This window comes from Pseudomonas lini, assembly GCF_001042905.1.
In the GTDB taxonomy this organism is placed as follows: Bacteria; Pseudomonadota; Gammaproteobacteria; order Pseudomonadales; family Pseudomonadaceae; genus Aquipseudomonas; species Aquipseudomonas lini.
Window position 1 is genome coordinate 198,763 of the sequence record NZ_JYLB01000010.1, and the last position, 23,548, is coordinate 222,310.

The 23,548-nt window shown below is 57.2% G+C and carries 30 protein-coding genes and 3 pseudogenes; 15 read left to right on the plus strand and 18 right to left on the minus strand.

Features of this window, described 5'->3' with window-relative positions:
* Window positions 1-84: 84 nt before the first annotated feature.
* From TU81_RS25560 to TU81_RS25575, 4 genes and pseudogenes are all read left to right on the plus strand, one after another.
* The gene (locus TU81_RS25560; protein ID WP_008075485.1) at window positions 85-984 is read left to right on the plus strand and encodes a DMT family transporter; all 900 of its coding nucleotides are present in this window, start codon (window positions 85-87) and stop codon (window positions 982-984) included.
* 403 nt (window positions 985-1,387) lie between these two features.
* Window positions 1,388-1,630: pseudogene (locus TU81_RS25565) on the plus strand (phage infection protein); the annotation flags it as partial.
* Between the two features lie 185 nt (window positions 1,631-1,815).
* Window positions 1,816-2,136 carry an isochorismate lyase gene (locus TU81_RS25570; RefSeq protein ID WP_038982711.1) on the plus strand — a complete coding sequence of 107 codons (321 nt, stop codon included), beginning with the start codon at window positions 1,816-1,818 and terminating at the stop codon, window positions 2,134-2,136.
* A 95-nt stretch (window positions 2,137-2,231) separates the two neighbouring features.
* On the plus strand, window positions 2,232-2,732 hold the full coding sequence (locus TU81_RS25575; RefSeq protein ID WP_048397207.1) for a GNAT family N-acetyltransferase: 501 nt from the start codon (window positions 2,232-2,234) through the stop codon (window positions 2,730-2,732).
* A 52-nt stretch (window positions 2,733-2,784) separates the two neighbouring features.
* On the opposite strand, the gene TU81_RS25580 is transcribed toward TU81_RS25575, so the two are convergent.
* The 8 genes from TU81_RS25580 to TU81_RS25615 form a co-directional block, all read right to left on the minus strand.
* Window positions 2,785-3,381: a LysE family translocator gene (locus tag TU81_RS25580; RefSeq protein ID WP_048397209.1), complete on the minus strand. Its 597-nt coding sequence runs from the start codon at window positions 3,379-3,381 to the stop codon at window positions 2,785-2,787.
* Between the two features lie 51 nt (window positions 3,382-3,432).
* Window positions 3,433-4,269, minus strand: coding sequence for an AraC family transcriptional regulator (locus TU81_RS25585; RefSeq protein ID WP_038982714.1), 837 nt, complete (start codon window positions 4,267-4,269; stop codon window positions 3,433-3,435).
* Window positions 4,270-4,343: 74 nt separating this feature from the next.
* Complete coding sequence (locus tag TU81_RS25590) at window positions 4,344-4,820, minus strand: VOC family protein (RefSeq protein ID WP_048397293.1); 477 nt, start codon at window positions 4,818-4,820, stop codon at window positions 4,344-4,346.
* Window positions 4,821-4,968: 148 nt separating this feature from the next.
* The gene (locus TU81_RS25595) at window positions 4,969-5,298 is read right to left on the minus strand and encodes a DHCW motif cupin fold protein (protein WP_038983683.1); all 330 of its coding nucleotides are present in this window, start codon (window positions 5,296-5,298) and stop codon (window positions 4,969-4,971) included.
* A gap of 382 nt (window positions 5,299-5,680) precedes the next feature.
* Entirely contained in the window at window positions 5,681-6,283 is a 603-nt protein-coding gene (locus TU81_RS25600; RefSeq protein ID WP_048397211.1) for an eCIS core domain-containing protein, read from the minus strand.
* A 108-nt stretch (window positions 6,284-6,391) separates the two neighbouring features.
* Window positions 6,392-7,087: a tRNA (adenine(22)-N(1))-methyltransferase gene (locus TU81_RS25605; RefSeq protein WP_048397212.1), complete on the minus strand. Its 696-nt coding sequence runs from the start codon at window positions 7,085-7,087 to the stop codon at window positions 6,392-6,394.
* Between the two features lie 223 nt (window positions 7,088-7,310).
* Window positions 7,311-7,547: a hypothetical protein gene (locus tag TU81_RS25610; RefSeq protein ID WP_038982722.1), complete on the minus strand. Its 237-nt coding sequence runs from the start codon at window positions 7,545-7,547 to the stop codon at window positions 7,311-7,313.
* 292 nt (window positions 7,548-7,839) lie between these two features.
* Window positions 7,840-8,406 carry a nucleotidyltransferase family protein gene (locus TU81_RS25615; protein WP_048397296.1) on the minus strand — a complete coding sequence of 189 codons (567 nt, stop codon included), beginning with the start codon at window positions 8,404-8,406 and terminating at the stop codon, window positions 7,840-7,842.
* Window positions 8,407-8,538: 132 nt separating this feature from the next.
* Between TU81_RS25615 and TU81_RS29895 the strand changes: the two genes are divergently transcribed.
* A complete protein-coding gene (locus tag TU81_RS29895) occupies window positions 8,539-8,991 on the plus strand; it encodes a thiol-disulfide oxidoreductase DCC family protein (protein WP_082157884.1) in 453 nt (150 codons plus the stop codon).
* Window positions 8,992-9,061: 70 nt separating this feature from the next.
* On the opposite strand, the gene TU81_RS25625 is transcribed toward TU81_RS29895, so the two are convergent.
* Window positions 9,062-10,279 carry an MFS transporter gene (locus TU81_RS25625; protein ID WP_048397216.1) on the minus strand — a complete coding sequence of 406 codons (1,218 nt, stop codon included), beginning with the start codon at window positions 10,277-10,279 and terminating at the stop codon, window positions 9,062-9,064.
* Between the two features lie 129 nt (window positions 10,280-10,408).
* Between TU81_RS25625 and TU81_RS25630 the strand changes: the two genes are divergently transcribed.
* A complete protein-coding gene (locus TU81_RS25630; RefSeq protein WP_048397219.1) occupies window positions 10,409-11,077 on the plus strand; it encodes a TetR/AcrR family transcriptional regulator in 669 nt (222 codons plus the stop codon).
* Window positions 11,078-11,192: 115 nt separating this feature from the next.
* On the opposite strand, the gene TU81_RS25635 is transcribed toward TU81_RS25630, so the two are convergent.
* Window positions 11,193-12,122: a LysR family transcriptional regulator gene (locus TU81_RS25635; protein ID WP_038982725.1), complete on the minus strand. Its 930-nt coding sequence runs from the start codon at window positions 12,120-12,122 to the stop codon at window positions 11,193-11,195.
* A gap of 120 nt (window positions 12,123-12,242) precedes the next feature.
* On the opposite strand from TU81_RS25635, the pseudogene TU81_RS29900 reads away from it, so the two are divergent.
* The 4 genes and pseudogenes from TU81_RS29900 to TU81_RS25650 form a co-directional block, all read left to right on the plus strand.
* Window positions 12,243-12,383: pseudogene (locus TU81_RS29900) on the plus strand (DUF3077 domain-containing protein); the annotation flags it as partial.
* A 106-nt stretch (window positions 12,384-12,489) separates the two neighbouring features.
* A complete protein-coding gene (locus TU81_RS25640) occupies window positions 12,490-12,765 on the plus strand; it encodes a hypothetical protein (RefSeq protein ID WP_048397221.1) in 276 nt (91 codons plus the stop codon).
* A gap of 131 nt (window positions 12,766-12,896) precedes the next feature.
* Complete coding sequence (locus TU81_RS25645; protein WP_048397224.1) at window positions 12,897-13,655, plus strand: sulfite exporter TauE/SafE family protein; 759 nt, start codon at window positions 12,897-12,899, stop codon at window positions 13,653-13,655.
* A 155-nt stretch (window positions 13,656-13,810) separates the two neighbouring features.
* A pseudogene (locus TU81_RS25650) lies at window positions 13,811-14,092 on the plus strand (phage infection protein); the annotation flags it as partial.
* Window positions 14,093-14,312: 220 nt separating this feature from the next.
* Here TU81_RS25650 and TU81_RS25655 read toward each other — a convergent pair.
* Entirely contained in the window at window positions 14,313-14,723 is a 411-nt protein-coding gene (locus tag TU81_RS25655; RefSeq protein WP_048397225.1) for an arsenate reductase ArsC, read from the minus strand.
* Window positions 14,724-14,783: 60 nt separating this feature from the next.
* A complete protein-coding gene (locus TU81_RS25660) occupies window positions 14,784-15,722 on the minus strand; it encodes a Ppx/GppA phosphatase family protein (protein WP_038982728.1) in 939 nt (312 codons plus the stop codon).
* Between the two features lie 326 nt (window positions 15,723-16,048).
* Here TU81_RS25660 and TU81_RS25665 point away from each other — a divergent pair, with 326 nt between their 5' ends.
* A complete protein-coding gene (locus tag TU81_RS25665) occupies window positions 16,049-16,354 on the plus strand; it encodes a hypothetical protein (RefSeq protein ID WP_038982729.1) in 306 nt (101 codons plus the stop codon).
* A gap of 147 nt (window positions 16,355-16,501) precedes the next feature.
* Here the strand turns inward: TU81_RS25665 and TU81_RS25670 are convergent, their stop codons facing one another.
* Both TU81_RS25670 and TU81_RS25675 read right to left on the minus strand, forming a co-directional pair.
* Window positions 16,502-16,837 (minus strand): hypothetical protein, encoded by a 336-nt coding sequence (locus TU81_RS25670; protein WP_038982730.1) that lies wholly within the window; start codon window positions 16,835-16,837, stop codon window positions 16,502-16,504.
* A gap of 124 nt (window positions 16,838-16,961) precedes the next feature.
* Window positions 16,962-17,351, minus strand: a complete 390-nt coding sequence (locus tag TU81_RS25675) for a c-type cytochrome (RefSeq protein WP_048397227.1) — start codon at window positions 17,349-17,351, stop codon at window positions 16,962-16,964.
* A gap of 133 nt (window positions 17,352-17,484) precedes the next feature.
* Here TU81_RS25675 and TU81_RS25680 point away from each other — a divergent pair, with 133 nt between their 5' ends.
* Complete coding sequence (locus TU81_RS25680) at window positions 17,485-18,282, plus strand: alpha/beta fold hydrolase (protein WP_048397229.1); 798 nt, start codon at window positions 17,485-17,487, stop codon at window positions 18,280-18,282.
* A 15-nt stretch (window positions 18,283-18,297) separates the two neighbouring features.
* Here TU81_RS25680 and yfcF read toward each other — a convergent pair whose 3' ends face one another.
* Entirely contained in the window at window positions 18,298-18,930 is a 633-nt protein-coding gene (gene yfcF / locus TU81_RS25685; RefSeq protein ID WP_173667523.1) for a glutathione transferase, read from the minus strand.
* A 242-nt stretch (window positions 18,931-19,172) separates the two neighbouring features.
* Between yfcF and TU81_RS25690 the strand changes: the two genes are divergently transcribed.
* The 3 genes from TU81_RS25690 to TU81_RS25700 are packed head-to-tail and all read left to right on the plus strand — an operon-like array spanning window position 19,173 to window position 20,840.
* A complete protein-coding gene (locus TU81_RS25690; RefSeq protein ID WP_048397233.1) occupies window positions 19,173-19,745 on the plus strand; it encodes a thioesterase family protein in 573 nt (190 codons plus the stop codon).
* Window positions 19,746-19,802: 57 nt separating this feature from the next.
* Entirely contained in the window at window positions 19,803-20,306 is a 504-nt protein-coding gene (locus tag TU81_RS25695; protein ID WP_048397235.1) for an SLATT domain-containing protein, read from the plus strand.
* Between the two features lie 48 nt (window positions 20,307-20,354).
* The gene (locus TU81_RS25700; protein WP_038982736.1) at window positions 20,355-20,840 is read left to right on the plus strand and encodes an adenosine-specific kinase; all 486 of its coding nucleotides are present in this window, start codon (window positions 20,355-20,357) and stop codon (window positions 20,838-20,840) included.
* Window positions 20,841-21,014: 174 nt separating this feature from the next.
* Here TU81_RS25700 and TU81_RS25705 read toward each other — a convergent pair whose 3' ends face one another.
* From TU81_RS25705 to TU81_RS25715, 3 genes are all read right to left on the minus strand, one after another.
* Window positions 21,015-21,836 (minus strand): MinD/ParA family protein, encoded by an 822-nt coding sequence (locus TU81_RS25705; RefSeq protein WP_038978332.1) that lies wholly within the window; start codon window positions 21,834-21,836, stop codon window positions 21,015-21,017.
* Between the two features lie 260 nt (window positions 21,837-22,096).
* Window positions 22,097-22,483, minus strand: a complete 387-nt coding sequence (locus TU81_RS25710) for a cupin domain-containing protein (RefSeq protein WP_048397237.1) — start codon at window positions 22,481-22,483, stop codon at window positions 22,097-22,099.
* A 90-nt stretch (window positions 22,484-22,573) separates the two neighbouring features.
* A complete protein-coding gene (locus tag TU81_RS25715; RefSeq protein WP_038978334.1) occupies window positions 22,574-23,386 on the minus strand; it encodes an AraC family transcriptional regulator in 813 nt (270 codons plus the stop codon).
* Window positions 23,387-23,548 lie beyond the last annotated feature (162 nt).

Below are 23,548 nucleotides of genomic sequence, written 5' to 3' on the forward strand. Positions count from 1 at the left end.
GGATCTTCGTATCCTCAAACTTTGCGCCGTCGATACAGGGCGGCATTCTATCGAACGACAATTCAGCGACAGGGATCGTCATCAATGCAATCCACTTTCAGCAAAGGCGTCATATTTGCACTCTCCGCTGCGGCACTGAACGCAACGATCGGTGTACTCAGCAAAATACTCATGAGTAATGGTTTCACCGCTAGCAGTGTCGCTGTCATCAAGACCGTACTGGGTTGCGTGCTTCTCTCGATCTTATTGTTTTTCCTCAAGCGCCCGGCGGCGTCGACCAAATGGACTCAGGCGGCTATCTGCGCATTCCTTGGCATCTTTGTGCTGTTCCATTTCGAAACGTCCGCCTATCGACACTACGCTGCGGCAGGTGTGGTGGTGGTGCTGATGGCCAGTGCCTCAATTTCCTCGATCATTTTGGGGCGCATTTTCCTCAAGGATGCCATCACCGCGAACGCTACCGTGGGTGCCGCATTGGCTATCGCCGGTATCTCGGTGATCTTCGGCGGCGATCTGCAACAGGGCTTTACCCTGCAAGGTGCTGCGCTCGCCTCCATGGCCGGCTCCGGCTATGGGGCCTTTTCGGTTGCCATGAAGCGTATGGGGGTGTCGGGGGGGCTGCACTTCACCCGACAATTGCTGTTCTTTGGCAGCCTGTACTTGCTGATGCCGGCTGCGGCCGATGGTTTCGCGATGGGCGAGCTGTCGCCGCTGGCGATCGCCGCGCTGCTGGCGCTGGCCACGCTGCCGACAATCCTGGGCTTTTTCTGCACCACCAAGGCCATCGAGTATCTCAAACCATCCCAAGTGCAAGCGCTGGAGCTGACCGAGCCACTGTTCGCCGCGCTGCTGGCGTTTGTGGCGCTCAACGAAGTACCGCGCGAAAGCCTGTACGCGGGAGCGGCACTGATCATCGTCGGCCTGTGTTTCTCCAATGAACTAATCCGCTTGGGCAGCAAAGCGTCCGTCCCTTCTACCGAGTGAGCTATTCCGGATCCTGACTACTTTAGTAATCAGTATTTTTGAGTGTTTTGAGCGACATACCGCTTCTGGCCGGTTTCCGCCCCTCACGGAGGGCCGCTATGGATCGTTTGCAGCCCTTCGCGACAGCAACAATCGGCCAAGAAACTACCGGTGGACGGAGCGATGACAAATGACTAGCTACGTTTCGTCTGATGACGGAATTGATCGGACACAGTGGGCTTTGCGCCCCTCTCAGCAGTTCACCTACTGGGGGGCTGCACCGACATGGGCGCGGCATTCGCCCACTACGCTTCATCCATTGCTGGCATCGATAGTCACCATCAGCGCAATGAAGTTCTCATAAAAAATCCTCGGCGTAACATCCGCTCCATACCCAACCAATAACACCCCGGAGCACACCATCATGAAACGCCAAATCCTTCTCAGCATCGTTTTCTCGGTTTTTGCAGTTAACGCTTTCGCCGCTTCCTCTGCTCACCCGGTCGTCGCCGAAGGTGGCTCGGATCGTCTGATTGAAAACCGCGTTGCCGAAGGCGGTTCAGATCGCCTGGTTGAAAACCGCGTTGCTGAAGGTGGCTCCGACCGTCTGATCGAAAACCGCGTCGCTGAAGGTGGTTCCGATCGTCTGATTCAAAATCGTACTGCATGAATGAATGGCTTTACCGCGACACCCGAAAAAAGAACCGGCCTCATCAGCCGGTTTTTTTTTGCGCTTTTTTTTTGCCCAACTACATCGTCAAAGGGATTATTGTCGATGCTCGCCTGAAGTAGCCGAGGCTGGGGTTTCGGCGTGTTGGCGTCTCATCAACTGCAGCAAACGGAGTCACTTACATGGAAGTCATCAATCAGTTGCAGCCCGCAGAGTGTGCAGGTATGGAGGACATCCGACGCGAAATCGATGCCCTTGATCTGGGCGTTATCAAGCTGTTGGGCAAGCGTTTTCAGTACGTGCTGGCTGCCTCGAAGTTCAAGACCTCGGCGACTTCGGTGCGTGCTCCGGAGCGTTTCAAGTCAATGCTGGCGACGCGTCGCGAGTGGGCCGAGGCCGAGGGCCTGAACCCGGATGCAATCGAGAAGATGTACAGCGACCTGGTGAACCACTTCATTGCCGAAGAGATGAAACACTGGGCGGCTCATCAATCCGAAACCTGATTCTGGTCCAGGCTGTCCGCTTTGGGTTGTGGATTCAGCCGGGTGATGCAGGCAAAAATCGGCCAAGCAGTTCTGCCAGAAAAGGGAGCGACCTTATGAAACCCGTCAGAGTTCGTACTCTACAAAGTACTGATGCTGAGGCGTTGCTGACATTTGAACTGGACAATCGCGAGTGGTTCGAGCGTTTCATTGACGCGCGCGATGCTGCTTTTTACTCGATACAGGGCGTCGCCGACCACATTGCGGCTTATTTATCTGACTTTGCCGCCGGAACCTGGCACCCATTTGTCATCGAAGATGCTGACGGAAAAATAGTGGGTCGGGCGAACCTGAAAGGCATCGACATGTCCGAGGGGTCGGCAGAAGTCGGCTATCGGATTGCTCAAAGCGCTTGCGGACAGGGACTGGCAACGCTGGCGGTGAGGCATCTGATCCAGGAGGCGCAGTTGCATTGGAACCTCAAACAGCTGGTTGCCAACGTATACGCTGCAAATATCGGCTCGGCAAAAGTACTCCAACGGTGTGGCTTCTTGATCGATCCTATGTACCGGCATGAAGGGACAGAGCACGAATATCGGTTTGGCCTTTTGATATAGATGGGTGACAGCAAGCTGTGACTTGCTTCGCCCTGTCCAGGCAATGTTCGACCTACACCAGCACGGTCAACCAAGCCGACACCAGCAGCAAAAAAGCCAGTGCAGTGTTCATGCGTTTGAACGCCTGTGGCGAACCAAAAGCTCGAGCACTGCCCACGCCGAGTAACGCCCACAGGGTCATGCACGGCAAGGAGACCAACAGGAACATCAGCGACAACACCACCAGGCGCAGGGTCTTGTCGCCGCCACCAACAAATACGCTGACCACCGCCACCGCCATCATCCAGACCTTGGGGTTGACCAATTGCAGGGTGGCGGCAGCGAACACGCTGAGACCCTCGTCACGCGGGGTGGTCGGGTCCAGGGACGGCGGCGCACTTTGAAAGATTTGCCAGGCCAGCCAACTCAACCAGAGCACCCCGCCCCAAGCCATCGCCTGTTGCACACGCGGAAACTGCAGCAGTGTTTCGCCCACGCCGAACCCGACGGCAAACACAATCAACGCCGCCGCCAAGCATGCACCAAAAATGATCGGCAGCGTGGCAGCCAACCCCCGCCGTGAACTGTGGCTCAACACCAGAATATTGGTCGGCCCCGGGGTAATCGAGGCGACGAATGCAAACAACAGGAAAGGCAGCAACGATTCCATGGCATGGACTCCTTGATCAGATAGGAAACCATGGTCGCGGGTCAGCGGGATTCAGTCTGGAAGGTTTGAGCAGCGCTTGCGGTAATCCGCGGGTGTGAGCTGGTAGGCACGGCGGAACCAGCGCCCCATATGGCTCTGATCGGCGAACCCAAGGGCACTGGCCACCTGCGCCGGCGACTCGCCCCGCGCCAGCAACTGTCGCGCCTTGGCCAGGCGCAGCTGGATCAAATAAGCATGAGGCGCCAGCCCAAAGGCTGCCTTGAAGGCCCGCGTCAGGCGAAAGCGATCAACCCCACAGGCTTGGGCCAGATCATCCAGCCCGATGTCTTCGTAGACATGGGCATGCAAATAGTCACGCGCAACCTGGGCCACCAATGGCAGGCGCGGATCAAAGGCCTGACGCTTGCGCCAATCAAGGTGGCCAGTGAGCGCCCCCAACAAAGTGTCGATGGCGCTCTGGCGCACAATGCGCAAGTCGCCCTCATGGAGCGCGTGGAAGGCTTGAAAAATGGCAGTGGCCAGGCGCGGATCCTGGCTCAGGGTGTCGGCAAAACCCGGCTGACTGTTGGCCGGCGCGTGCTCGAACAACGCGTGCAACTCCCGCTCCAGCCAGTGTGGATCGAGGTAGAGCATCGAATAGGTAAACCCCTCCTCGGTCGGCGCATGCCCATCGTGGATTTCCCCCGGTTCCAGCATGAATACCTTGCCCGGCGTACTGAGGTGGCGAACGCGCCGGCAATTGAACTGCTGCACTCCCTGCTCGGTGACACCCACCAGAAAACTGTCATGCCAATGCGGATCGTAGGCATGCCCCTGAAAATGGGCACGAATCGATTCAATCCCGGTATCGGCGTCCTGGGACAGCTCAATCCAGTTGCGTCTATCCACGGAAGGCTCCATCGGTAATGGTTCAGCGTTGATCTGTACGGACGACTAAATTACCGCGCAATGGAAAAGAACGTTTAGAAGATTTGTGCAGGTTCCTCGGCAAACGCATCCTTGATAAATGCCTCCAGCTCTTTCTCTTCAAGCAACTCAATCGAAAAATGCCCAAAGCGTTTCGGTAACCAAATGATGCGTGTCCCACTGGGAGATTGCAGATTATCGCGAGACAGTGGTTTTCCATTCTCATTTTCCGGCTGGACTCCTGCATCGATCAATTCGTCGTAGGCGGCTTCAATGTCTGGTGTGGAATAGCAGTGACGGTAGATCGTGCCTTCGCCGTTGGAGTCCATCAGCGCCTTGAGGTTTCCGGTAAACGGTTGCACCAACATAAGGCGCTCCGTTCCAAACATGACGATCGCATAGCGCACATGCAAACCGTCGCGCTGCCAATCAAGTGTCTTGGAAATACTGGCGCTGAAGACTCGGGCGTAATACCTACACGCTTCCTCAAGGTCTTCGACGAGGACATCCACGTGGCTGAACTTTAATTTCAATTGCCTCACCTTTTTCAGACATACGATTGGTTTGCTGTAAGTCCGGGTATTCTGATTCGTTAACCTTTGCGATAGCGACTGATGCATGCGGCCGATTTCTGTCGATGTTGACCGGCGGTTATGGGGTCGATAGCGGTCAATTCCAGCGTTAATCCACGACGAACAACTTGGCACCCGTAGTGCTGAAAGATCGATGCCCCTCAGCGTTGCTGCCCACCTGATAGCTCATCCCCGCGGTGAGTGTGAACTGACGACCATCCTCCAACTCCGTGTGTAACTCGCCTTCCAGGCACAACAGGATATGACCTCTCCAGCACCAGTGATCGGCCAGATAGCCAGGACTGTATTCAACCATCCGCACACGCGTCGAACCAAACTGGCAGGTTCGCCAATAGGCGGTACCCGTCTGTCCAACATACTCCAGAGGTTCGACAGTCGACCAATCGGTCGTACCAAAGGGAACAGCAGTTAGGTACATGGTTGCCTCATCAATTAAAGGGTGTCTGTGGACCGTACCCATCCAGTGATCCTTTCGGTAGACACAGATGCCCCGCATTTATGAGATACAGGCGCCTGCTCAAGTGTGAAAGCCAAAGGAAGCTCTCGGCCAGAAGCAGCCAGTTGCGATCGGCTGCACACGGTCAGCGTCCAACCTTGTCGTCAGTGCGATTGCATTCGTATATCTGGCCGGTGTTGGGCTTGCTCGCCCTAGCCACTCTGTAGTTCGCGCAACGGGGGCCGGTCGCTCATGGACGATGCATCGTGAATGAAACGCCCTCCCTGTCCACTTGAGCCAAGCATGAAAATCCACACCGAGGATCTTGTCGCCGCTCTTGAGGCATCAGCGACAGGCAGCGTCGCTACTCTTCAGTAAGCCCTTCCCGCACCCACCGCCTGACCTCAGCCTGTATGGCGTAAGCCGGCGCCTCCACAGCATTGAAGTCTTGTGTATACCGCTGGGCAAATCCTTCTACCCCCCATTCCTGATACTGCTGCACATGCTTTAATTCGTGAGCCCAGAGCGCGATGTTCTGTTCTGCGGTTTGAGCGTCCCGGAAGAGGATGATGTCGATCAGCGTCACGGCACCAACATCAGGGTTTTGCAGCATGGCAGTGGCGGCGTTGAATTGGCCGTTGTCGCTAACTTTGTAGCGCGCGGCGTCGAGGACGCCGGGGTCGTACCAGCGCAGCAGTTGCTCGCGGATGTTTGGAGGAATCGGTTGGATGCCGGCGCCGGCTGCGTCAGCGCGGGCTTGGGTCAGCCACAGCGCCAGGGCAGGTGCCGCGATCTGGTAGATGCCGTCAGGCAGGGGACCGAGCAGCGGTCCCACGTCTGGCAGGCAGATGCAGCCGTCCAGGCACACTTCTTTCTCACCAGCTGGGCAGGCGTTGGTCTGGGCTGGCACTTCAAGCGTCAGGCAAAGAACAAACAGCGCCACCAGGCGCATGGTGATGGGTGGCATTGGGCGCTCCAGGGACGGATGCAGCGCGAACAGTGGCTCGCAATTGATCGACGATGCGCATAGCTTTAGCGTAGTCCTGAACCAAGCGCCCCAAGATAATCGCAGTGCTCAAGCCAGCAGCTCGGTGATCCACCGGGCCTGCCGGGCGATGTCTTGCACCTTCTCCTCGGGCACGACCTGCCGCGCCCGGGAGAAGCTGACCAGGGTCTTCTGCTTCTGGCGCAGCATGCGCTGCCACTTGTCCAGGAACGCCGGGCTGCGTGCCTGCATCTGCAGCGGGCCGAAGTACAGCTCCTCGGCGGTGTACATCACCGGCCCGGCGCGCTCGGCGACGATGATTTCGTAGTAGAAACGGTTTTCCCGCAGCACTTCCTCGCAGAGGATGCGGTAGTCATTTTCCATCAGCCATTGGCGCAGTGGCTGCTCGCCGCCGTTGGGCTGCAGGATCAGGCGCTCCTGGCCACTCAGGCACGGCTTGCCGCTGTCGAGGATGTCGCGGATCGTCTCACCGCCCATGCCGCAGATGCTGATCGCCGTGATCCCGTCGCCCGGCTCGATCGCCGCCAGGCCATTGGCCAGGCGCACGGTGATCCGCAGGTCTTGGCCGTTCTCGCGCACGGTGCGTTCGGCCGAGCGGAACGGCGTCAATGCCACCTCGCCGGCCACCGCCGTCGCGATGGCGCCACGGCGCATCAACGCCACCGGCAGGTAGCCGTGATCCGAGCCGATATCGGCCAGGCGTGCACCGGCTGGCACATGCGCCGCCACGCGCTCCAGGCGCATGGACAATGTCTGTTCGTTCAACTGCAGTTCCTATTCACCACGAAAGTCCGGCACCTTTGGCATTGGTGCGAGCGGCCCATCATGCTAGGTGAGAGAGGCAGGGTAAAGTGCCGGCGCGGGTTGTGTGATCGTGCTTTGGGTCAGGAGCAGTCCTTCGCATCAGACAGCAATCGCCCAAAAGCACTCGTTGAGAATGTTGCTTTAGCATCTTGTGAGGGCGGTTCGACCGCCTGTAGTTTCCGCATCAACCGGGTTGATCGACGACTTTTATCTGCGTCAGCCCTACCCGCTCAGCCTGCTCTAAAATCTCCGCCGGCGTCGCGTCCGCGGCGGGCATGATCAGGCTGTTCTCAGCATCCCCAAAGTGCAGCTGTAGCAGGTGCATCGCCGCCTCATGGACAGGCAGTTGAAGCTGCTCGAATTCGAATATGTGTCTGCGAGGTTCGCCGTTGAACAGGTATTCCAGGGTGTAGTTGCGCATGGTGGGATCCTCGTAGTAGGAAGTGCAACTGCTCGCGTTTGCACTGGCCGCTTGAACACCCGATTATCGGCTAGAGCAGAGGAAGTAAACCTGCCCCTGCCCTTGCTCCAGTTCCTTTTTCTAAAAATTGAAACGCTGGTCAAACACTGCCTGCTCACCCACCATCACGGTGCATTGGCGGGCCACTTCAACCGGCATCACTTTGCCCAGCAACGGCGCCAGCGACTTGTAGAACGCGCGATTTTTGGACCGATTTTCAAGGTTTCACTCGGCATACTCCGCTCGTTCCGATTCAACTTTGGGGTTCTACTATCCTGAGCCAAGGCCAGCGAGCTTGATAACTTTTCGCCTTCTGATCGAACAGATCTGGCTTGGGATTCTTTGGATTGATACGAAGCAGTCCTTGCTCTGTGTCGGCCAGGCCGTTGGGAGCATAGACTTCGCCAGTTTCAACATTTAAACCAATGCAGGTAGCGGAAATCAGGTAGCGATCAATCCCGTCTTTAGCCGACTGAAGCTGAGGATAATCCCCTCCAAATCGCTGGCTGTACCACAGATGAACGCGAGCCTGATTCTTGATCTCAACGTTAACTTCGAGGTCTTGGAAGAGACGCTGAGCTGAGTTGATGACCTCATTCTCGGCCTCCCAAGACAGATCACTGTCGAAGTAAAAAACGTCATAATCCTTCACCCCCCAAGCTGGCGGCAGTTGTGACTGATTATTCCAGACGGCTTGGAACAGGCAGCCCGCAGTGAGCATGCATTGATTTAAACCGAGTGAAGGTAAGCGTGAGGTGATTTCAGCGTTTATTGGATTGGCCATTGCTATCCTGACCAGCCTTTCGACAGTCAATGTCATTTTCATCCCTTGGGAATCGATCTAGTCCTAGCGACCGACAATACATCATAGAAGTCAGCTTCGGCCAAAAGCAGACTTCAACTCTACCGCGCGAGTATGATCCGGATAACGAGGCCCATCGGACCCATGTTTATGCCAGCATCTCAAACTCACCCCTCACCCGCGCCGTTGCTCAAGCAAGGCGAGACGGTGCTCTTGTTCGACGGCGTATGTAAGCTGTGCAATGGCTGGGCGAGGTTCTTGATCCGCCATGACCGCCATCGGCGCGTCCGGTTGGCGGCAGTACAGTCGCCCGAGGGGCAGGCGCTGCTTGCTTGGGCAGGTTTGCCTTTGCATCAATTCGACACCATGGCCGTGATCCGCGACCGACACTATTGGGTGCGCTCGGATGCTTTTTTTGAAGTCATCGCCTTGCTGCCCGTCCCTTGGCATCCGTTGAACCTTTTGCGCAGCTTCCCACGCAAGCTTCGAGATTGGGCATACGATCGCATTGCGTTGAATCGCTATCGGCTCTTCGGCAAATACGACACGTGCCTTTTGCCTGATCCTGATCATGAGCAACGTTTTTTGAAAGCTCCAATGTGAACGCCTTGGTACGCATCAACTGGATCGCCCGAGCCCCCCATCCAGAACCATTCTTTGGCTTTTCTGCGGTTCAGTGCCCCGCCACCGCAGGCCTGCCAACCGCACGCGGGCCCGATTTGAAGCCGTGAACCCTAGCCCCCCAGACAATCGCAAACCCCACCCCCACCAACACCACCATTGCCCACGGAAAAGAGGCGACGCCCCACCTATCCAGCAGCACCCCACCCACCACCCCACTCCCCGCAATCGCACTATTCCAAGCCACCACATTTAACGACAACGCCACATCCGCCCCATCCCCCGCCGCATCCGCCAGCGCCGTTTGCAGCAACGTCGCCGCCCCGCCGAAGCTCACCCCCCAAACCAGCATGCCGATGTAGATCACCTCAGGCACGCTACTCAAAAAGCCAAACACCACGGAAACCGCCGCAAACGCCGCCAAGCTCACCAACACAGTCTTGCGCAACAACGGCTCAACCAGTTTGGCAGTCACCCAAATCCCCACCAACGCCGCAATACCAAACACCAACAACACCAAATCCACCCGATCCCCCAACCCCGCCGGCGCCACGAACGGTGCGATGTAGGTGTAGAGAACGTTGTGTGCCAGCATCCAGCTGATCACCACCGCCAACACAGGGCGCACGCCCGGCGTGGTCAGCACTGTGCGCAGCGACATGCGCTGATGCGCGGCTTGGGGTGGGTAGTCTGGGACTTTCACCAGTACCCAGGCGATCAGCACCAGGGTCAGGGCCGACATGATGCCGAAGGTGGTGCGCCAACCCACCATGCCGCCCAACCAAGTGCCAAGAGGCACGCCCAGAGACAGGGCAATCGGTGTGCCGACCATGGCCAGGGCCAGCGCCTTGCCCTGTTGATGGGGCGCGACCATGCGTCGGGCGTAGCCGGCCAACAGGCTCCAGGCCAACCCCGCCGCGACGCCGGCGAAGAAGCGCGCCACCAGGATCACGCCGTAGTGGGATGACAGCGCGGTGATGGAGTTGAACAGCAGGAAACCGACGATAGTCAGCAGCAGCACGTTACGACGGCGCCAACCACGGGTGGCGATGGTCATGGGGATGACCGCCAGCACTGAACCCAGGGCGTAGGCGGTGACCATCTGGCCAGCCATGGAGGGGGAAATCGCCAGGCCTGCACTGATCATCGGCAACAGGCCGGCGGGCAAGGTTTCAGTGACGATGCAGATGAAGCCGGTCATGGCCAAGGCGAGCAAGGCGCCGATGGGCAGGCGGTCCGGCGCTGCCGATAAGGAGATTGAGGGTGTCACGGGGAGACTCCTTGAGTGAGGACTTCAGACTTAAATACCGATCGATATAAATGTTGAGGGCAGGCAGCGCTCGTTGTCAACGACTTATGTATCGACTAGTATTTATCTCGTCTCCAGAGGAGTTTTGAAATGGCGCAAATGGGCCGCCCCCGTACCTTCGACCGTGACCACGCGGTGGAACAGGCCTTGCACCTGTTCTGGCAACACGGCTACGACGCGACCTCCCTCGCTCAGTTGAAAGCCAGTTTGGGTGGCGGAATTTCCGCGCCGAGTTTTTACGCGGCGTTCGGTTCCAAGGAAGCGTTGTTTGATGAGTGTGTGCAACGTTACCTGGCGACGTTCGCCCAAGTCACCGAATGCCTGTGGGACGAGAGCCTTCCGCCACGCCAAGCCATCGAGACCGCGCTGCGCCAATCAGCGCGCATGCAGTGTGAAGACGGCCATCCCAAGGGCTGCATGGTGTCCCTCAGCGTAATGAGCGCGCCCAGCCCGGAGAATGCGCGGGTAGTCGATGCCCTGACCCAATCTCGCGCCCACACTCGCGCGGGGATTTTGGCGTGTGTTGAGCGAGGTGTCAGTGCCGGTCAGTTGCCGGGCAATATTCACGCGCCCGCGATGGCTACGATGTTCGACAGTTTCCTGCAGGGTATTTCCATCCTCGCTCGGGATAACACGCAGTATGAGGTCATTGATGCGGCCATCACCCAGATACTGCTGACGTGGGACAATGCGGCCTCTACCGCGCCTTCTATGTATCGCAATGATGAAAAAGGACTGATTGATTTAACCGATGAGTGATGTGTGGGAAGCCAAGGCTTGTGCAGTGCGGCGATTGCGAAGCTGCCAAAAAACGCTCATGGGTGACCTGGCCTCAGGCGGCTATCACACTGATTGAGAGTCAGCGTCCAGCCGCCTAAAGCGTCACCGCATGCTTTCGACCAAGGCTGTCGCCAAAGCCACGGATCATCTCCAACAATGACTTCACTCGCAGCGGCAGACTCCCGGCCGGGTACACCGCGTGCATTTGCGGGCTCTCGCCGCTGCTGGAGGTGAGTTTGTACTCGGGACAGACCCGTAGCAAGCGCCCCGCTTCCACTTCAGGCTCCGCCATCCAGTCCGCCAAGCGGGCGATCCCAACGCCCGCCTGGGCCGCCTGGAACACCGCCAAACCGGAGCTGAAACGAAACTTTGGATGAACCCGAAAGCTGACGGCGTGCTCCTCACTGCGAAAATTCCACTCCTTGAGAATCCGCGGCGCCGTATGCAGGATCAGCGAGTGCGCCTCCAGCGCCTCGATGGAGTCGGGTATCCCGCGCCGCTCCAGGTACCCGGGGCTGGCATACAGGTAACGTGAGTAGTTCCAGAGCGGATAGCCGATCAGGTCACTGGATTGCGCAAACGCGCCGCGAATCGAGAAGTCCAGCTTGCTCTTGGCCGGGTCGATGGTTTCATCGGTGAAAATCACATCCACGTTCACGTCTGGATAACGCTCGCTGTACTGCGCGATCAACCGGGGCAATACCCCGTGGCCGAGGAACTCGGGGGCGGAAAAGCGGATCCAGCCGTAGGCCAGGCCGCTGAGGCCGGCCAGGTCTTCATCCGCCTCACGTTGCAGATCCAGCATTTTGTAAGCGTGAGGCATCAAGCGCTCACCCGCCTCGGTCAAGCTCACGGTATTGGACGAGCGATTGAACAACTTGACCCCGACACTTTCCTCAAGGGCTTGAACGGCACGGGTCAGCGCGCTGGGGGAGCGCCCCAGCGTACGTGCCGCCGCGATGAAGCTGCGCTTGCGAGCTACCGTCGCGAAGGCTTCAAGTTCCCCCAACATATTCAATGCCACTGATCACCTCATTGCACTTTTCACAACGTGGCATTGCAACACAAAAAAAGCGCTTCCGTTAACCTTCCCGCTCAACTCACAAGGATGTAAGTAACAGGAACAAAGATGACCGAGCAAGCAGACGCAGCTTTCGCAAGAGACACCGACCGACATGCCTGGGCAGCGCATGATTTAACGGCAATGGGTAAGGCGGTGATTGATGATGGGGTTAAGGCGATTACGCCAAGACCTGCTCAACCGAAGGATGAAGCCGGGATTTAACATCCATTAACCCTGATATGAGCCCGCGCTTTCGGAGCATCCTGATCTCCATGGGGGTCACTTCCCATGGCGCCAGTGCGGCCAAACCCAAGATGGGGCTGAGCCGTTGAGCATTCTCACCGAAGAGTTTTCCGCAAAACTGGCAGCCTTCAATGCCCTGACTCGCGACATGCGTGAGGCGGGAATTGCAATTAAGGCGTTGGTGCTTGCCGATAACAAAATTTTCGTCGATCAACGAAATGTCGAGCTGTTATCGCTGCAGTTTGGGCACGAGCTTCGCGGAATGCGCTGCAGCGCCGATGGGCGCTTTGCCCGAAATATGGCAAAGATCCGTGGCGTTGGCGTGGTCTGGTTCACTTTGATTAAGGAGCAGAACGATTGACCCCATCTCTCGACGACTCAATTGAGGCTTTACGGGTGGCGGCAGGGTGCGACCAACTGACCCTGATTTGGGCGCTATGAAACACGTAGAAACCACTGGACCCCACCCTTTCATCGCCAGAGCCTGATTTCATGATCGATATAGTCATCCTTTGCGTGTTCGCCTTCGCCGCCGGCCTGATCGATGCGGCAGTGGGCGGCGGTGGATTGATCCAGATACCCGCGCTATTCAACGTGCTACCCACGGCACAACCGGCGGCGCTGCTGGGTACCAACAAGGTCGCGTCAGCCTGCGGCACCGCATTCGCGGCCCGGTCCTTCGTGCGCAAGGTAGTGATCGACTGGGGTCTGGTGATCCCCGCCGCCTGTGCGGCCTTTGTCATGGCCTTCTTCGGAGCGGCCACGGTGTCGTTCGTGCCCCAGTCGATGATCCGGCCGGCGGTGCTGGTATTGATCGTGCTGATGGCGATCTACACCTTCTGGAAAAAGGACTTCGGCGCCCTGCACAAACCCATGCGCATCGGCACCAAGGAAAAACTGCTGGCGATCGTCATCGGCGGTGCCATTGGCTTCTACGACGGACTGTTCGGTCCCGGTACTGGCAGCTTCCTGATCTTCCTGTTTATCCGTTGCTTCGCCTTCGACTTCCTTCATGCCTCGGCGTCGGCCAAGCTGGTGAACATCGCGACCAACGTAGCGGCGCTGATATTCTTCATTCCGACGGGTAACGTGCTCTACCTGATCGCAATCCCCATGGCAGCATTCAACATCCTCGGCGCGCTGACCGGCACCTGGCTGGCGGTTCATAAAGGCGTGCCCTTTGTCCGGGCTCTGTTCCTGGTGTTGCTGGTGATCCTGATCGGCAAACTGTCCTACGACCTGTTCCTTTAAACCTGGGGAAAGACGCGTGGACGCGGTATTTACCCACTACGTTTCAACCATTGTTGGCATCGATAGTCACCATCACGCCAATGAAGTTCTCATAAAAAATCCCCGGCGTAACATCCGCTCCATACCCAACCAATAACACCCCGGAGCACACCATCATGAAACGCCAAATCCTCCTCAGTATCGCTTTCTCGGTTTTTGCAGTTAACGCTTTCGCCGCTTCCTCTGCTCACCCGGTCGTCGCTGAAGGCGGTTCGGATCGTCTGATTGAAAGCCGTTTGGCTGAAGGTGGTTCAGATCGCCTGATTGAAAACCGTGTTGCTGAAGGTGGTTCCGATCGCCTGATCGAGAATCGCGTCGCTGAAGGTGGCTCCGATCGTCTGATCGAGAACCGCGTCGCTGAAGGTGGTTCGGATCGTCTGATTCAGAATCGTGCTGCATGAATGAGTGGCTTTATCGCAACACTCAACCAAAAAACCCGGCCTCATCAGCCTAATGCCGGTAAGTTAAGAAATTTGAGCGACGAAAATCCTGTGGGAGCGTGGCTTGCCCGCGAAGAATGCACCGCGGTTTTTCAAGTACTACGCGTCATCGTTCTTCGCGGGCAAGCCACGCTCCCACAGGTTCTGCGTCTTGGTCAGCACTGATACTCGAGCATCACTACCGGGTCTTCACAGTGATGAACATTTTGATGCGATCGTGGATTTCCTGAATGGCATGACGGAAGGGATCATGCTTTTCACTGGTGACGGGGTCCTCGAAATTCCACACGATCACTTCGCCGGCGGTGGGTATCCGCGAAGCCTCTTCGGACGACTTGTCACACAGCGTGATCACATAATGGAACGGTTGCCCCTCAAACTCATCGATGGCTTTACTGCGTAACCCCGTGGTGTCGATGCCGACGTGATCGAGAGACTCCAGCGTGCGGGGGTCAACTTCACTGGCCACAAGACCCGCGCTCAAGGCTTCGAAGTGTTCGCAATCACTGTGCCTAAGTAGCGCCTCCGCCATCAGTGAGCGAACGTCATTTTTTGCGCAAACGAACAGAACCCGGAGTTTGTCAGCCATCACGTCCTCACATTCTTTCTGATCTAAATAACAATTCTTTTCTTACAGCACCGGCGTCATCTAGTGTTTGGACATCAAACCATGAAGAACACCCAACCTTAAGCCCGGCTCGGAAGGACTCATGTGCGAGATGCCGAGTACCTTGAACGCCGCCAGCATGAGCACCAGGCCACCGGGCAAAATATTCAGGCGATGGGGTGGCAAGCCCGCCAATTTGAGTTGTTTAACATGCCCCACTTCCAGCAGACGCAACGACAAGCGCAACAGACCGCCGTAGGTGATACCGCTTTGACCATCGTCATTCAAACCATTGGCCTTGAGCACTTTGGCCAGCATCCGTGCAGTACCTGAAGAGCCAATAGTCTGCTGCCAACCCAGTGCGCGATAACGACGGGTAACTTTTTCAAACTGCAGAGTGGCCACGCGCTCGGCCTCCAGGAGCGCCTTCGCCGATATACAGCCGCCCTGAAAGTAACGCGCACCAAAAGTACCGCTGCCAATCGCAATGCTCTCGGTCAAGAGGGGCTGATCGCCCTGCCCCAGAATCAATTCAGTAGAGCCGCCGCCGATATCCACGACCAGACGCATACTTTCTGTACTGGGCATCATCGTCTGGGCAACACCGGCGTACACCAGTTGCGCCTCTTCATGCCCAGAGATGACATCGATACGAAAGCCCAAGTGCCGCTCCGCGCTGGCCAGAAACAGTTGGGCATTATCGGCTTCGCGCACAGCACTGGTCGCCACTGCCCGCACGCGACCGGCCTCGAAGCCGCGCAGTTTTTTGCCAAATCGCGCGAGTGCTTGCCATCCCCGATCCAGCGCCAACTCGTCCAGCGCCCCTCCCTGAAACCCTTCCGCCAAACGGACAGGCTCTCGCAAAGTTTTCACTTCCTGGATCATGAACCCCTGATTGCGTCTGACTGACTGGCCGATCATCATGCGAAACGCGTTGGACCCCAAGTCAATGGCCGCAAACAGGGAGGCGTCTCCTTTCATAAGGGGGATTCCTGGCAAATTCATCAGCCCGCAGACGGAGTTCCGTCTGAGCGCTCAAGACGGTTTGCGAGGAGCTTGCCATTCGTTCGATGACACCGTGATGACACCCGCTAGCCTTTTCAAAAGAACAGGCACCCTGACGCTGTCAGACCTCGCCGCCGATTCATCAAGAATGACCGTCCGTAACTCTGCCCCGGCAGCCTCTCACCCTTCGCTATTCTTAACCACACACCGCCGCTGGCACGGCTGAATGCACGGCTTGCGGCATCATCGTCAGGAGTAAGGATCCGGGTAAGGAGCACGCCACCTCAACAGAGTATCGAATAATGAAAATGCTACTGATGGTCGAGTTTCCCCATGAACCTTTCAACGCGCATGTCAGGTCCGGGAAAATCGGCGAAATCATGAACCGCGTGCTGGAAACCATTAAGCCGGAGGCGACTTATTTCACTGAGCAGGATGGAATGCGAAGTGGGATTTTTCTGATCGATATAGAAGACCCTTCCGAAATTCCCGGATATGCGGAACCCTTCTTTCTCAACTTTCAGGCCAACTGCAAATTCCGAGTGGTCATGAGTGCGCAGAACCTGCAAGACGCGGGTCTGGAGGAGCTCGGAAAAGCCTGGGGGTGAGGTGCGATCAATAAGTGAGAAACCTGTGGCGAGGGAGCTTTCTCCCGCTTGAGTGCGTAGCACTCACAAAAATCGGCAATTGCTGTCGGATTTTTGGGGCCGCTACACAGCCCAGCGCGAGCTCGCCACAATGGCAGAGCCTGTCGCTTACTGAACGGTTTTCAGCTTGACCACATCACCGGAGATTGTGGTGGTGTAACCGGTCAGGACCCAGGCCCAGAACCAGTTTTCCTGAACCTGGGTGTTGATCATGGCGTCGCCGCCCTTGGCCTTGATCGCGGCGTTCTGAGCGCGGATGAAACGGTTGTTCTGCTGGATCGGGATGAGGCCAAACAGCAGGAGGCCAGTGGCGGTCGCTTCACTGTGGCCGACAACGGTGTACTGGGTGCTGTCGTACTGCTGAGTCTTCATCGGGGCGCCGGTGCAACCCGCCAGAACCAGACCGAACAGGGCTACGGCAACAACTTTGCTGAGATAATTCACTGAGTCACTCCATTAGAAATACCCGGGATCCGTTTCTCGGGCGGCGCCTACTTTAACGGATGAAATGGCTCGTTGATATCACCTGTACAGCCTTTACGCGGCAAACATTTTGATGAGGCACAGATTATTGCGGCTGAAATGTCTGAAGGTAGGCCAGCAGGTTTTCGACCTTCTGCGAATCGCTGAGGCCCCAGAAAATCATCCGGGTTCCAGGGACTACTTCTTTTGGCGCTTCGATGTAGGCGGTAAGTGTTTCGCGAGTCCAGATGAGGCCTGATGATTTCATCGCGCTTGAGTACTGGTAGTCCGTCGTGCTTCCCGCAGGGCGCCCGAAGATCGCATTGAGTTGCGGACCAAAAGAACCCCGCGCCGAAGTCCCTACTTGATGACAGCCGCCGCAGATACGGTTAAATAGTTTCTGACCAGCTTCAGCATCCCCCGCCGCTTCGGCTTGCATGCTGAATAACCCGGTATTGAGCATCAAGGCGAAGGTAAGGATGGCGGCGTTTTTCATGTGGTGCTCCAAATCAGGTGTTGCTGGCAGCAAAAACGGGCGGCTATTTCATCATGACTGGCTGCTACACCGAAGCCTTGAAGTTAATCTATAACTCTCTTCGTCTCTTTAATGTCGTTGCAGGGGAGCCAGAATGAAACCCGTCGAACCCTTTTATCGGGACGCTGGCGTGGGACCGGGCGTTGTCTGCTTTCACGCCAATGCGAGTCACTCGGTGCAGTGGCGTGGATTGCAAGATCACCTGGCCGCAAAGTTTCGGGTTCTGGCGCTCGATTCATTTGGGGCCGGCAAGAGCCCGGCGTGGCCCACCGATCGGATCGTCACCCTCAGTGAAGAAGCGCGCTTCGCCGAGCCGGTGCTCGCCCGCGCCGGCGAACCACTCATTCTGGTCGGTCACTCTTATGGCGGGGCAGTGGCGTTGATCGCGGCGCTGCAGAACCCCGGCCGGGTGCGCGCGCTGGTTTTATATGAGCCAACATTATTTGCCCTGCTCGACGCCGAATCGCCTCCACCCAATGAGGCGGATGCCATCCGTGAAGTCGTCGCAAACGCCGGGCTCGCGCTTGAGGCGGGTAACCTGGACGCAGCGGCCCAGCACTTCATTGACTACTGGATGGGTGCCGGGGCCTGGGAGCAAACCCCGGAACAACGCAAGCCCTCCATCGCCGCCGCGGTGGCCAATGTGCAGGGCTGGGCCCACGCGCTGTTGAACGAGCCGACGCCCTTGCAGGCATTCCGCTCGCTCAACCTGCCGGTGCTTTTCATGGTCGGCAAGGACTCGCCGGCATCGTCACGGGCAGTGGCACGGCTGCTGACCGGCGCACTGCCGAACGTTGAAGTGGTGGAACTCGAGGGGCTCGGTCATATGGGGCCGGTGACGCATCCGGAGATCGTCAATCAGGTCATCGTGCAATTTATTGAGCGCAGTTGACCTGACTTCACACCGCTACAGCGCAGGACGCTGCAATTTGACCCACTCCTGCACCGTAGGCCGCTGCCATTGACGCTGCGCGTATTCCACCAGCGCGGATGGCACGGCGTCACCGTTGAGTATCAGCCGGTTGAGCATCAAGGCCAGGTCCACATCGGCGATCGACCATTGGCCGAACAGGCACTCGCGGCCGTCAGCCAGCAGCGCTTGTGCGGCAGCGATCAGCTTGCGCGCAGCCGACTCGGCAGCGGGCGACAAGGGCGCTGATTTGAGGCCATAAAACACCACCAGTGTGGATCGTTCCTGCCGAATGGGCAGCAGATCACTGCGCAGCCACGCCTGGACTTGTCGTGCCTTCGCGCGTTGCATTAACTCCTGCGGGTAAACCGGCGTCTGAGGGAAAATGTCTTCCAGATACTCAGTGATCGCCGACGATTCAGACAAGGCAAAATCGCCATGCACCAGCGTCGGTACGCGCTGGGTCAGCGAGAGGCTGGCATAGTCTTCTGACTGGTTTTCGAACGCGTCGAGGTCCAGCGGGCTCAGTTCGAACTCGATGCCCTTTTCGCGAAGGGCCACGAAAACCGACATGGCATAGGGGCTGGTGAATTGAGCATCAACGTACAGGCGCAGGCGGGAATCATTCACGGCGGTCATCTCCATATGGTGAGCAGACACGCTACGAGATCCAATGTCATAAGGAAAATGCATGATTTTTATGGGGGCATTCCTGAGCGGAATACCTGTTGGCGGGCAGTGCCTGAAATGGCTGACACCGCGCGTGAAATGATCCAATTGCGCTTTTCACATGAAAAAAGTCATTTGCGCACCTATCTCGCTCACATTCTCCGCCCTAAAGTGCACCGCTCTACTCAACCCTCGGCGTATTTATGAATCTCTGGTTTCGACTGTTCCTGATGCTGTTTCGTCGCCCTTGGCGCAAGCCGGTTGATGGGCTGGCCACTACCGTCATCCGCATGCGCGTCTGGCCGCTCGATCTTGACCTCAACCGGCACGTCACCAATGGCCGTTATTTCACTATGGCCGACGTGGGTCGCATGGATTTCGTCCTGCGCAGTGGTGCCTACCGCGTAGCCCTGCGCCACAAGGCGGTGCCGATTGTTGGGGATACCTGGGGCAAGTTTCGGCGGGAGCTGAAGCTGTTCGAATCGTTTGAGATTCATACCCGCATACTCGGCTGGGACGATAAGTGGAGCTTTATGGAACACCGCTTCGTGAGCAAAGGACGGGTAGTTGGCGTCGTCATCATGCGGGGTCTGTTCCGCGCGGCCAAGGGCACGGTCTCACCTGCCGAGTTTGTCCGGGAGCTGGGATTGGCTGAACAGTCACCCCAGATGTCGCCGTGGCTGACAACCTGGTCGCAGAGCTGCGACGACATGAGCCGCCAGCTCCGAGAGGAAGAAGGCCTGGCGCCTCAGCGTCATACTGTCTGCGAACCCTAACAGGCGGCCAAATAGAAGCTAATATTCCTCTGAATCCCCCTGCCAAGGACTGCAACCATGAGCCGGCTAGAGCTACTGACCAAATGGAATCGCATGATCGTTCGGTTGCAGATTGAACACGAAATCAGTGCCCGGGATTTCGAGAAGTTCAGCTGGAAACTGGGTATCCCCTGCGTGGTGCTGTCGGCGATCGTCAGCGCCAGTGTCTTTGGCTCAATCAGTGACTCCTCGCCCGTATGGCTCCAATACCTAGCCGGCGTCCTGTCACTCCTGACCCTGGTGTTGAGTTCGGTCCAGACCTTCCTGAACTTTGACACCCGGGCTGCCGGGCACAAAGACACCGCCGAGAAACTCGGGGCGATATCTCGTGAGATTCAGGACGAAATCGCCAGCGGCAAGGACGAGGCTATCCTGGGCCCAATCGTTTTTGACATCCGCAAGCGCATTGATTCGATTCTTCTTGATGCACCGACCTTGCCCAAGTCGACTATAAGAAAACTGGGTGAAGTTCGCGTCTACACAGAGACACCGCCCGCTGAGCAAGACACCGTCCCGGCTTGATTAGAGGCCAGACTCTGGTTCGCAGCATCGTGAAAGGAGGCGTTTGAAATGCAACTCATCACGTTGAAAATCGACAAGCCGCAAGAGACGAACTTCATTTTGGGACAGACGCACTTCATCAAGTCCGTCGAGGATATTCATGAAGCGCTGGTCAACGCCGTGCCAGGCATCCAGTTTGGCGTGGCCTTTTGTGAAGCCTCCGGCAAATGCCTGGTGCGATGGTCTGGCACCGATACCGCCATGATCGAACTTGCACAGAAAAATGCGCAAGCCATTGCCGCGGGCCATAGCTTCATCATTTTCCTCGGCGACGGTTTCTATCCGCTGAACGTGTTGAACGCCGTCAAAATGGTTCCAGAGGTGTGCCGTGTTTTTTGCGCAACGGCCAATCCGACTGAAGTGATTGTTGCTGAGACGGAACAGGGGCGCGGGATTTTGGGCGTGGTGGATGGCTTTTGTGCCAAAGACATTGAAGGCGATGAAGACATTCTGTGGCGCAAGAATTTGCTGCGGCAGATCGGCTACAAGTTGTGATTTGAACTTGTACAGACGAAAAGCCCGCACAAGGCGTAATGCCAGTCAGTTAAGGGCAAATCGGACATGTAGGAGCCAGGCTTGCCGGCGAAGGCGTCTTTAAGAGCGCCTTCGCCGGCAAGCCTGGCTCCTACGAAAAGCGGTTTACTCGCGGGTTTTAAACATCGAGCAGGCTCACCTGCCCGAATTCTGCACAAGTTGCTCAACGAAGAACTCCACATGCCCTCGCGGATGAGTCGGCAAAGGCCAGGTATCGACGTTGTGAGCAAGGGCCTGGAAGGCTTGAGCGCATTTGGAGCGGGGAAAGGCTTCAACCACTGCACGCCCCTTCTGCGCGGCCTTGTGCGCACATTCGTCGTTCGGCACCGCGCCGACGTACTGCAGCGAGACATCAAGGAACATATCGGTAATTTTTTCCAGCTTGGCAAACAGATTGCGACCTTCCGCCGGGCTGTTCGTCATGTTGGCCAGCACGCGAAAACGGTGCATACCGTAGTTCAGATTGAGTAGTTTGATCAGCCCGTAGGCGCCGCTGATCGAGGTGGGTTCATCGCACACAACCACCATCACTTCCTGCGCCGCGCGGATGAAGTTGACCACTGAGCCACCGATACCGGCGGCCGTATCGATCACCAGCACATCCAGCTTATCGCCAATATCGCTAAAGGACTGGATCAGCGCACGGTATTGCGCCGGCTCCAGATGAATCATGCTCTGCAATCCCGAAGAGGCCGGGGCCACACGAATGCCTCCAGGCCCAGGCAACAGCACCTCGGACAGCTCGCAACGCCCTTCGATGACATCGGCCAGTGTGTAGCGCGGCGTCAGCCCCAACAGAATATCGATATTCGCCAGGCCCAGATCGGCGTCCAGCAATACGACGCGCCGCCCCATTTTCGCCAGCGCCAACGAAAGGTTAACCGCCACCGTTGTCTTGCCCACGCCACCTTTACCGCCCGTTACAGCGATAACTTGCACGCAATGCACATCATCCATTTTGTCATCCCTTCCTTGCGCATCGTGTGCCAGTACGTCATGGCCACCGTCCAGATGCCGCAAGAATAGCTGAAAAGCGCGAAATAGCCGCGTTGTCTTCCGACGAGAGGCACTTCGCCACCCGTCATCGAGCCTTTTCAACGAAAACGCCGCTAATTCGTTGATTCAGAGAATGACACTGCGTTCCTGAATGCTTGCTGGCAGATGTACCGATAGAGTCTCAAAGCCCTCATACAAAAATGGAGAAAAAACTGAAGCGTTTAAATCCAGACATCATTGATTGCGGTTCTTTCTCCCTCCTGATCGCCGGTATTCAGCACGCCACGCGGCTCGATCAGTAGCATCCTCACCTCTCGCTCAGCATAAGGCTTGTGTTCGACGCCCTTGGGGACGACGTACATTTCCCCCTGCCTGACCACGACGGCCCCCTCTCGAAAATCGATGCGAAGCACGCCTTCGAGGACAATGAAGGTTTCATCGGTGTCGGCATGGGAATGCCAGACAAAGTCGCCTTCGATTTTCACCACCTTGAACTGGTAGTCGTTCATTTCGGCAATGACCTTGGGCGCCCATTGCTCGCTGAACAAAGCCAGTTTTTCGGCAAAGTTAATCGCGGTGCAGGTTGTCACGCCGGGTTGGGAATGCATTTGAGTCGCCCTCACTAGCCAAGTTATCGAGGGCTGACTTTAGGAGAGGATCAGCACTGCGTATTGCATGATTGTGCAAGTCGAGCGCCCTTAAACAAGGCCCAGCCTTTTCATCCATCGACCGGGTGAGACGCCGTAGGTCTGGGTGAATTGACGCGTCATGTGGCTTTGATCGAAAAAGCCTGCGGAGACGGCCGCCTCCGCCATCGAGTGGCCCCCGAACATCAGTGCTCTTGCCAGATCGAGGCGTCGTTGAGTCATGTATCGATAGGGGCTCGTACCGTACAGCGCACGAAAATCACGGCTCAGGCTCCAGCGGTCTCGACCACTGGCCTGCGCTAACTCCTCCAGGGTAATGACTCGATCCAGCGACTCATGAATCAACGCGCGCGCGCGTTCGGCCGCTACAAAGTCAAACGACTTGCGCCGCCCGCGTTGCCCCGAGTTCACATCCAGCGCTTGCGCGAGATCGTAAATGGCATCGTCTTCTTCCAGGGGCTCGATGCAAGCGTCGAGGCTCTGCAGCAGCACTTGGGTCGCGGCATAAAGCCGTGGGTCGCTCGATATACCACCCTCGATGAAGGGCAAGGGTTTGCCGCCTAATACTTGCTGAATCAAAGCGGGTTCGATGTAGATCATCCGATAATGAAAACCCGCTTCGGTGCCGGCTTCACCGTCATGTACTTCGTCCGGATGCAAAACGACGGTTTTCCCGGGCAGGCTGTGACGCTTGGTGTTGCGGTACTGGAAGCTTTGAACACCCGACAGCGTTCGTCCGATGGCGTACGTATCGTGGCGATGCGGCGTAAACCCATGGCCGCCAAAAAAGGCTTCGATACGCTCCATCTTCAACGGCTGAGCCGAGCGCTTTACCCAGTCGTTGTCACCCCTGGTTTTCGTCATGTCCCTGTACTCCTGAAGGATGCCAGTACGGTACCAGCCCGAGAGCCTGATGTCCTTGGGTGAATGGCCGGATCAGCCCCCACGGCGGCGGCGCTAAATTTGTCTCCTCCCCTCGTGAACCAGTCTTCAGACCCGCAGTCTTAGCCGTGCCGTAAAAGAAGC

Coding starts and splice junctions, on each gene's coding strand:
- TU81_RS25680 (WP_048397229.1), top strand. CDS start 17,485: ATGAAACCCGTCGAACCCTTTTATCGGGACGCTGGCGTGGGACCGGGC.
- TU81_RS25690 (WP_048397233.1), top strand. CDS start 19,173: ATGAATCTCTGGTTTCGACTGTTCCTGATGCTGTTTCGTCGCCCTTGG.
- TU81_RS25580 (WP_048397209.1), bottom strand. CDS start 3,381: ATGGAATCGTTGCTGCCTTTCCTGTTGTTTGCATTCGTCGCCTCGATT.
- TU81_RS25560 (WP_008075485.1), top strand. CDS start 85: ATGCAATCCACTTTCAGCAAAGGCGTCATATTTGCACTCTCCGCTGCG.
- TU81_RS25675 (WP_048397227.1), bottom strand. CDS start 17,351: ATGAAAAACGCCGCCATCCTTACCTTCGCCTTGATGCTCAATACCGGG.
- TU81_RS25595 (WP_038983683.1), bottom strand. CDS start 5,298: ATGTACCTAACTGCTGTTCCCTTTGGTACGACCGATTGGTCGACTGTC.
- TU81_RS25710 (WP_048397237.1), bottom strand. CDS start 22,483: ATGCATTCCCAACCCGGCGTGACAACCTGCACCGCGATTAACTTTGCC.
- TU81_RS25615 (WP_048397296.1), bottom strand. CDS start 8,406: ATGACATTGACTGTCGAAAGGCTGGTCAGGATAGCAATGGCCAATCCA.
- TU81_RS25655 (WP_048397225.1), bottom strand. CDS start 14,723: ATGGCTGACAAACTCCGGGTTCTGTTCGTTTGCGCAAAAAATGACGTT.
- TU81_RS25630 (WP_048397219.1), top strand. CDS start 10,409: ATGGCGCAAATGGGCCGCCCCCGTACCTTCGACCGTGACCACGCGGTG.
- TU81_RS25645 (WP_048397224.1), top strand. CDS start 12,897: ATGATCGATATAGTCATCCTTTGCGTGTTCGCCTTCGCCGCCGGCCTG.
- TU81_RS29895 (WP_082157884.1), top strand. CDS start 8,539: ATGCCAGCATCTCAAACTCACCCCTCACCCGCGCCGTTGCTCAAGCAA.
- TU81_RS25665 (WP_038982729.1), top strand. CDS start 16,049: ATGAAAATGCTACTGATGGTCGAGTTTCCCCATGAACCTTTCAACGCG.
- TU81_RS25715 (WP_038978334.1), bottom strand. CDS start 23,386: ATGACGAAAACCAGGGGTGACAACGACTGGGTAAAGCGCTCGGCTCAG.
- TU81_RS25660 (WP_038982728.1), bottom strand. CDS start 15,722: ATGAAAGGAGACGCCTCCCTGTTTGCGGCCATTGACTTGGGGTCCAAC.
- TU81_RS25575 (WP_048397207.1), top strand. CDS start 2,232: ATGAAACCCGTCAGAGTTCGTACTCTACAAAGTACTGATGCTGAGGCG.
- TU81_RS25600 (WP_048397211.1), bottom strand. CDS start 6,283: ATGCCACCCATCACCATGCGCCTGGTGGCGCTGTTTGTTCTTTGCCTG.
- TU81_RS25610 (WP_038982722.1), bottom strand. CDS start 7,547: ATGCGCAACTACACCCTGGAATACCTGTTCAACGGCGAACCTCGCAGA.
- TU81_RS25695 (WP_048397235.1), top strand. CDS start 19,803: ATGAGCCGGCTAGAGCTACTGACCAAATGGAATCGCATGATCGTTCGG.
- TU81_RS25700 (WP_038982736.1), top strand. CDS start 20,355: ATGCAACTCATCACGTTGAAAATCGACAAGCCGCAAGAGACGAACTTC.
- TU81_RS25705 (WP_038978332.1), bottom strand. CDS start 21,836: ATGGATGATGTGCATTGCGTGCAAGTTATCGCTGTAACGGGCGGTAAA.
- TU81_RS25570 (WP_038982711.1), top strand. CDS start 1,816: ATGGAAGTCATCAATCAGTTGCAGCCCGCAGAGTGTGCAGGTATGGAG.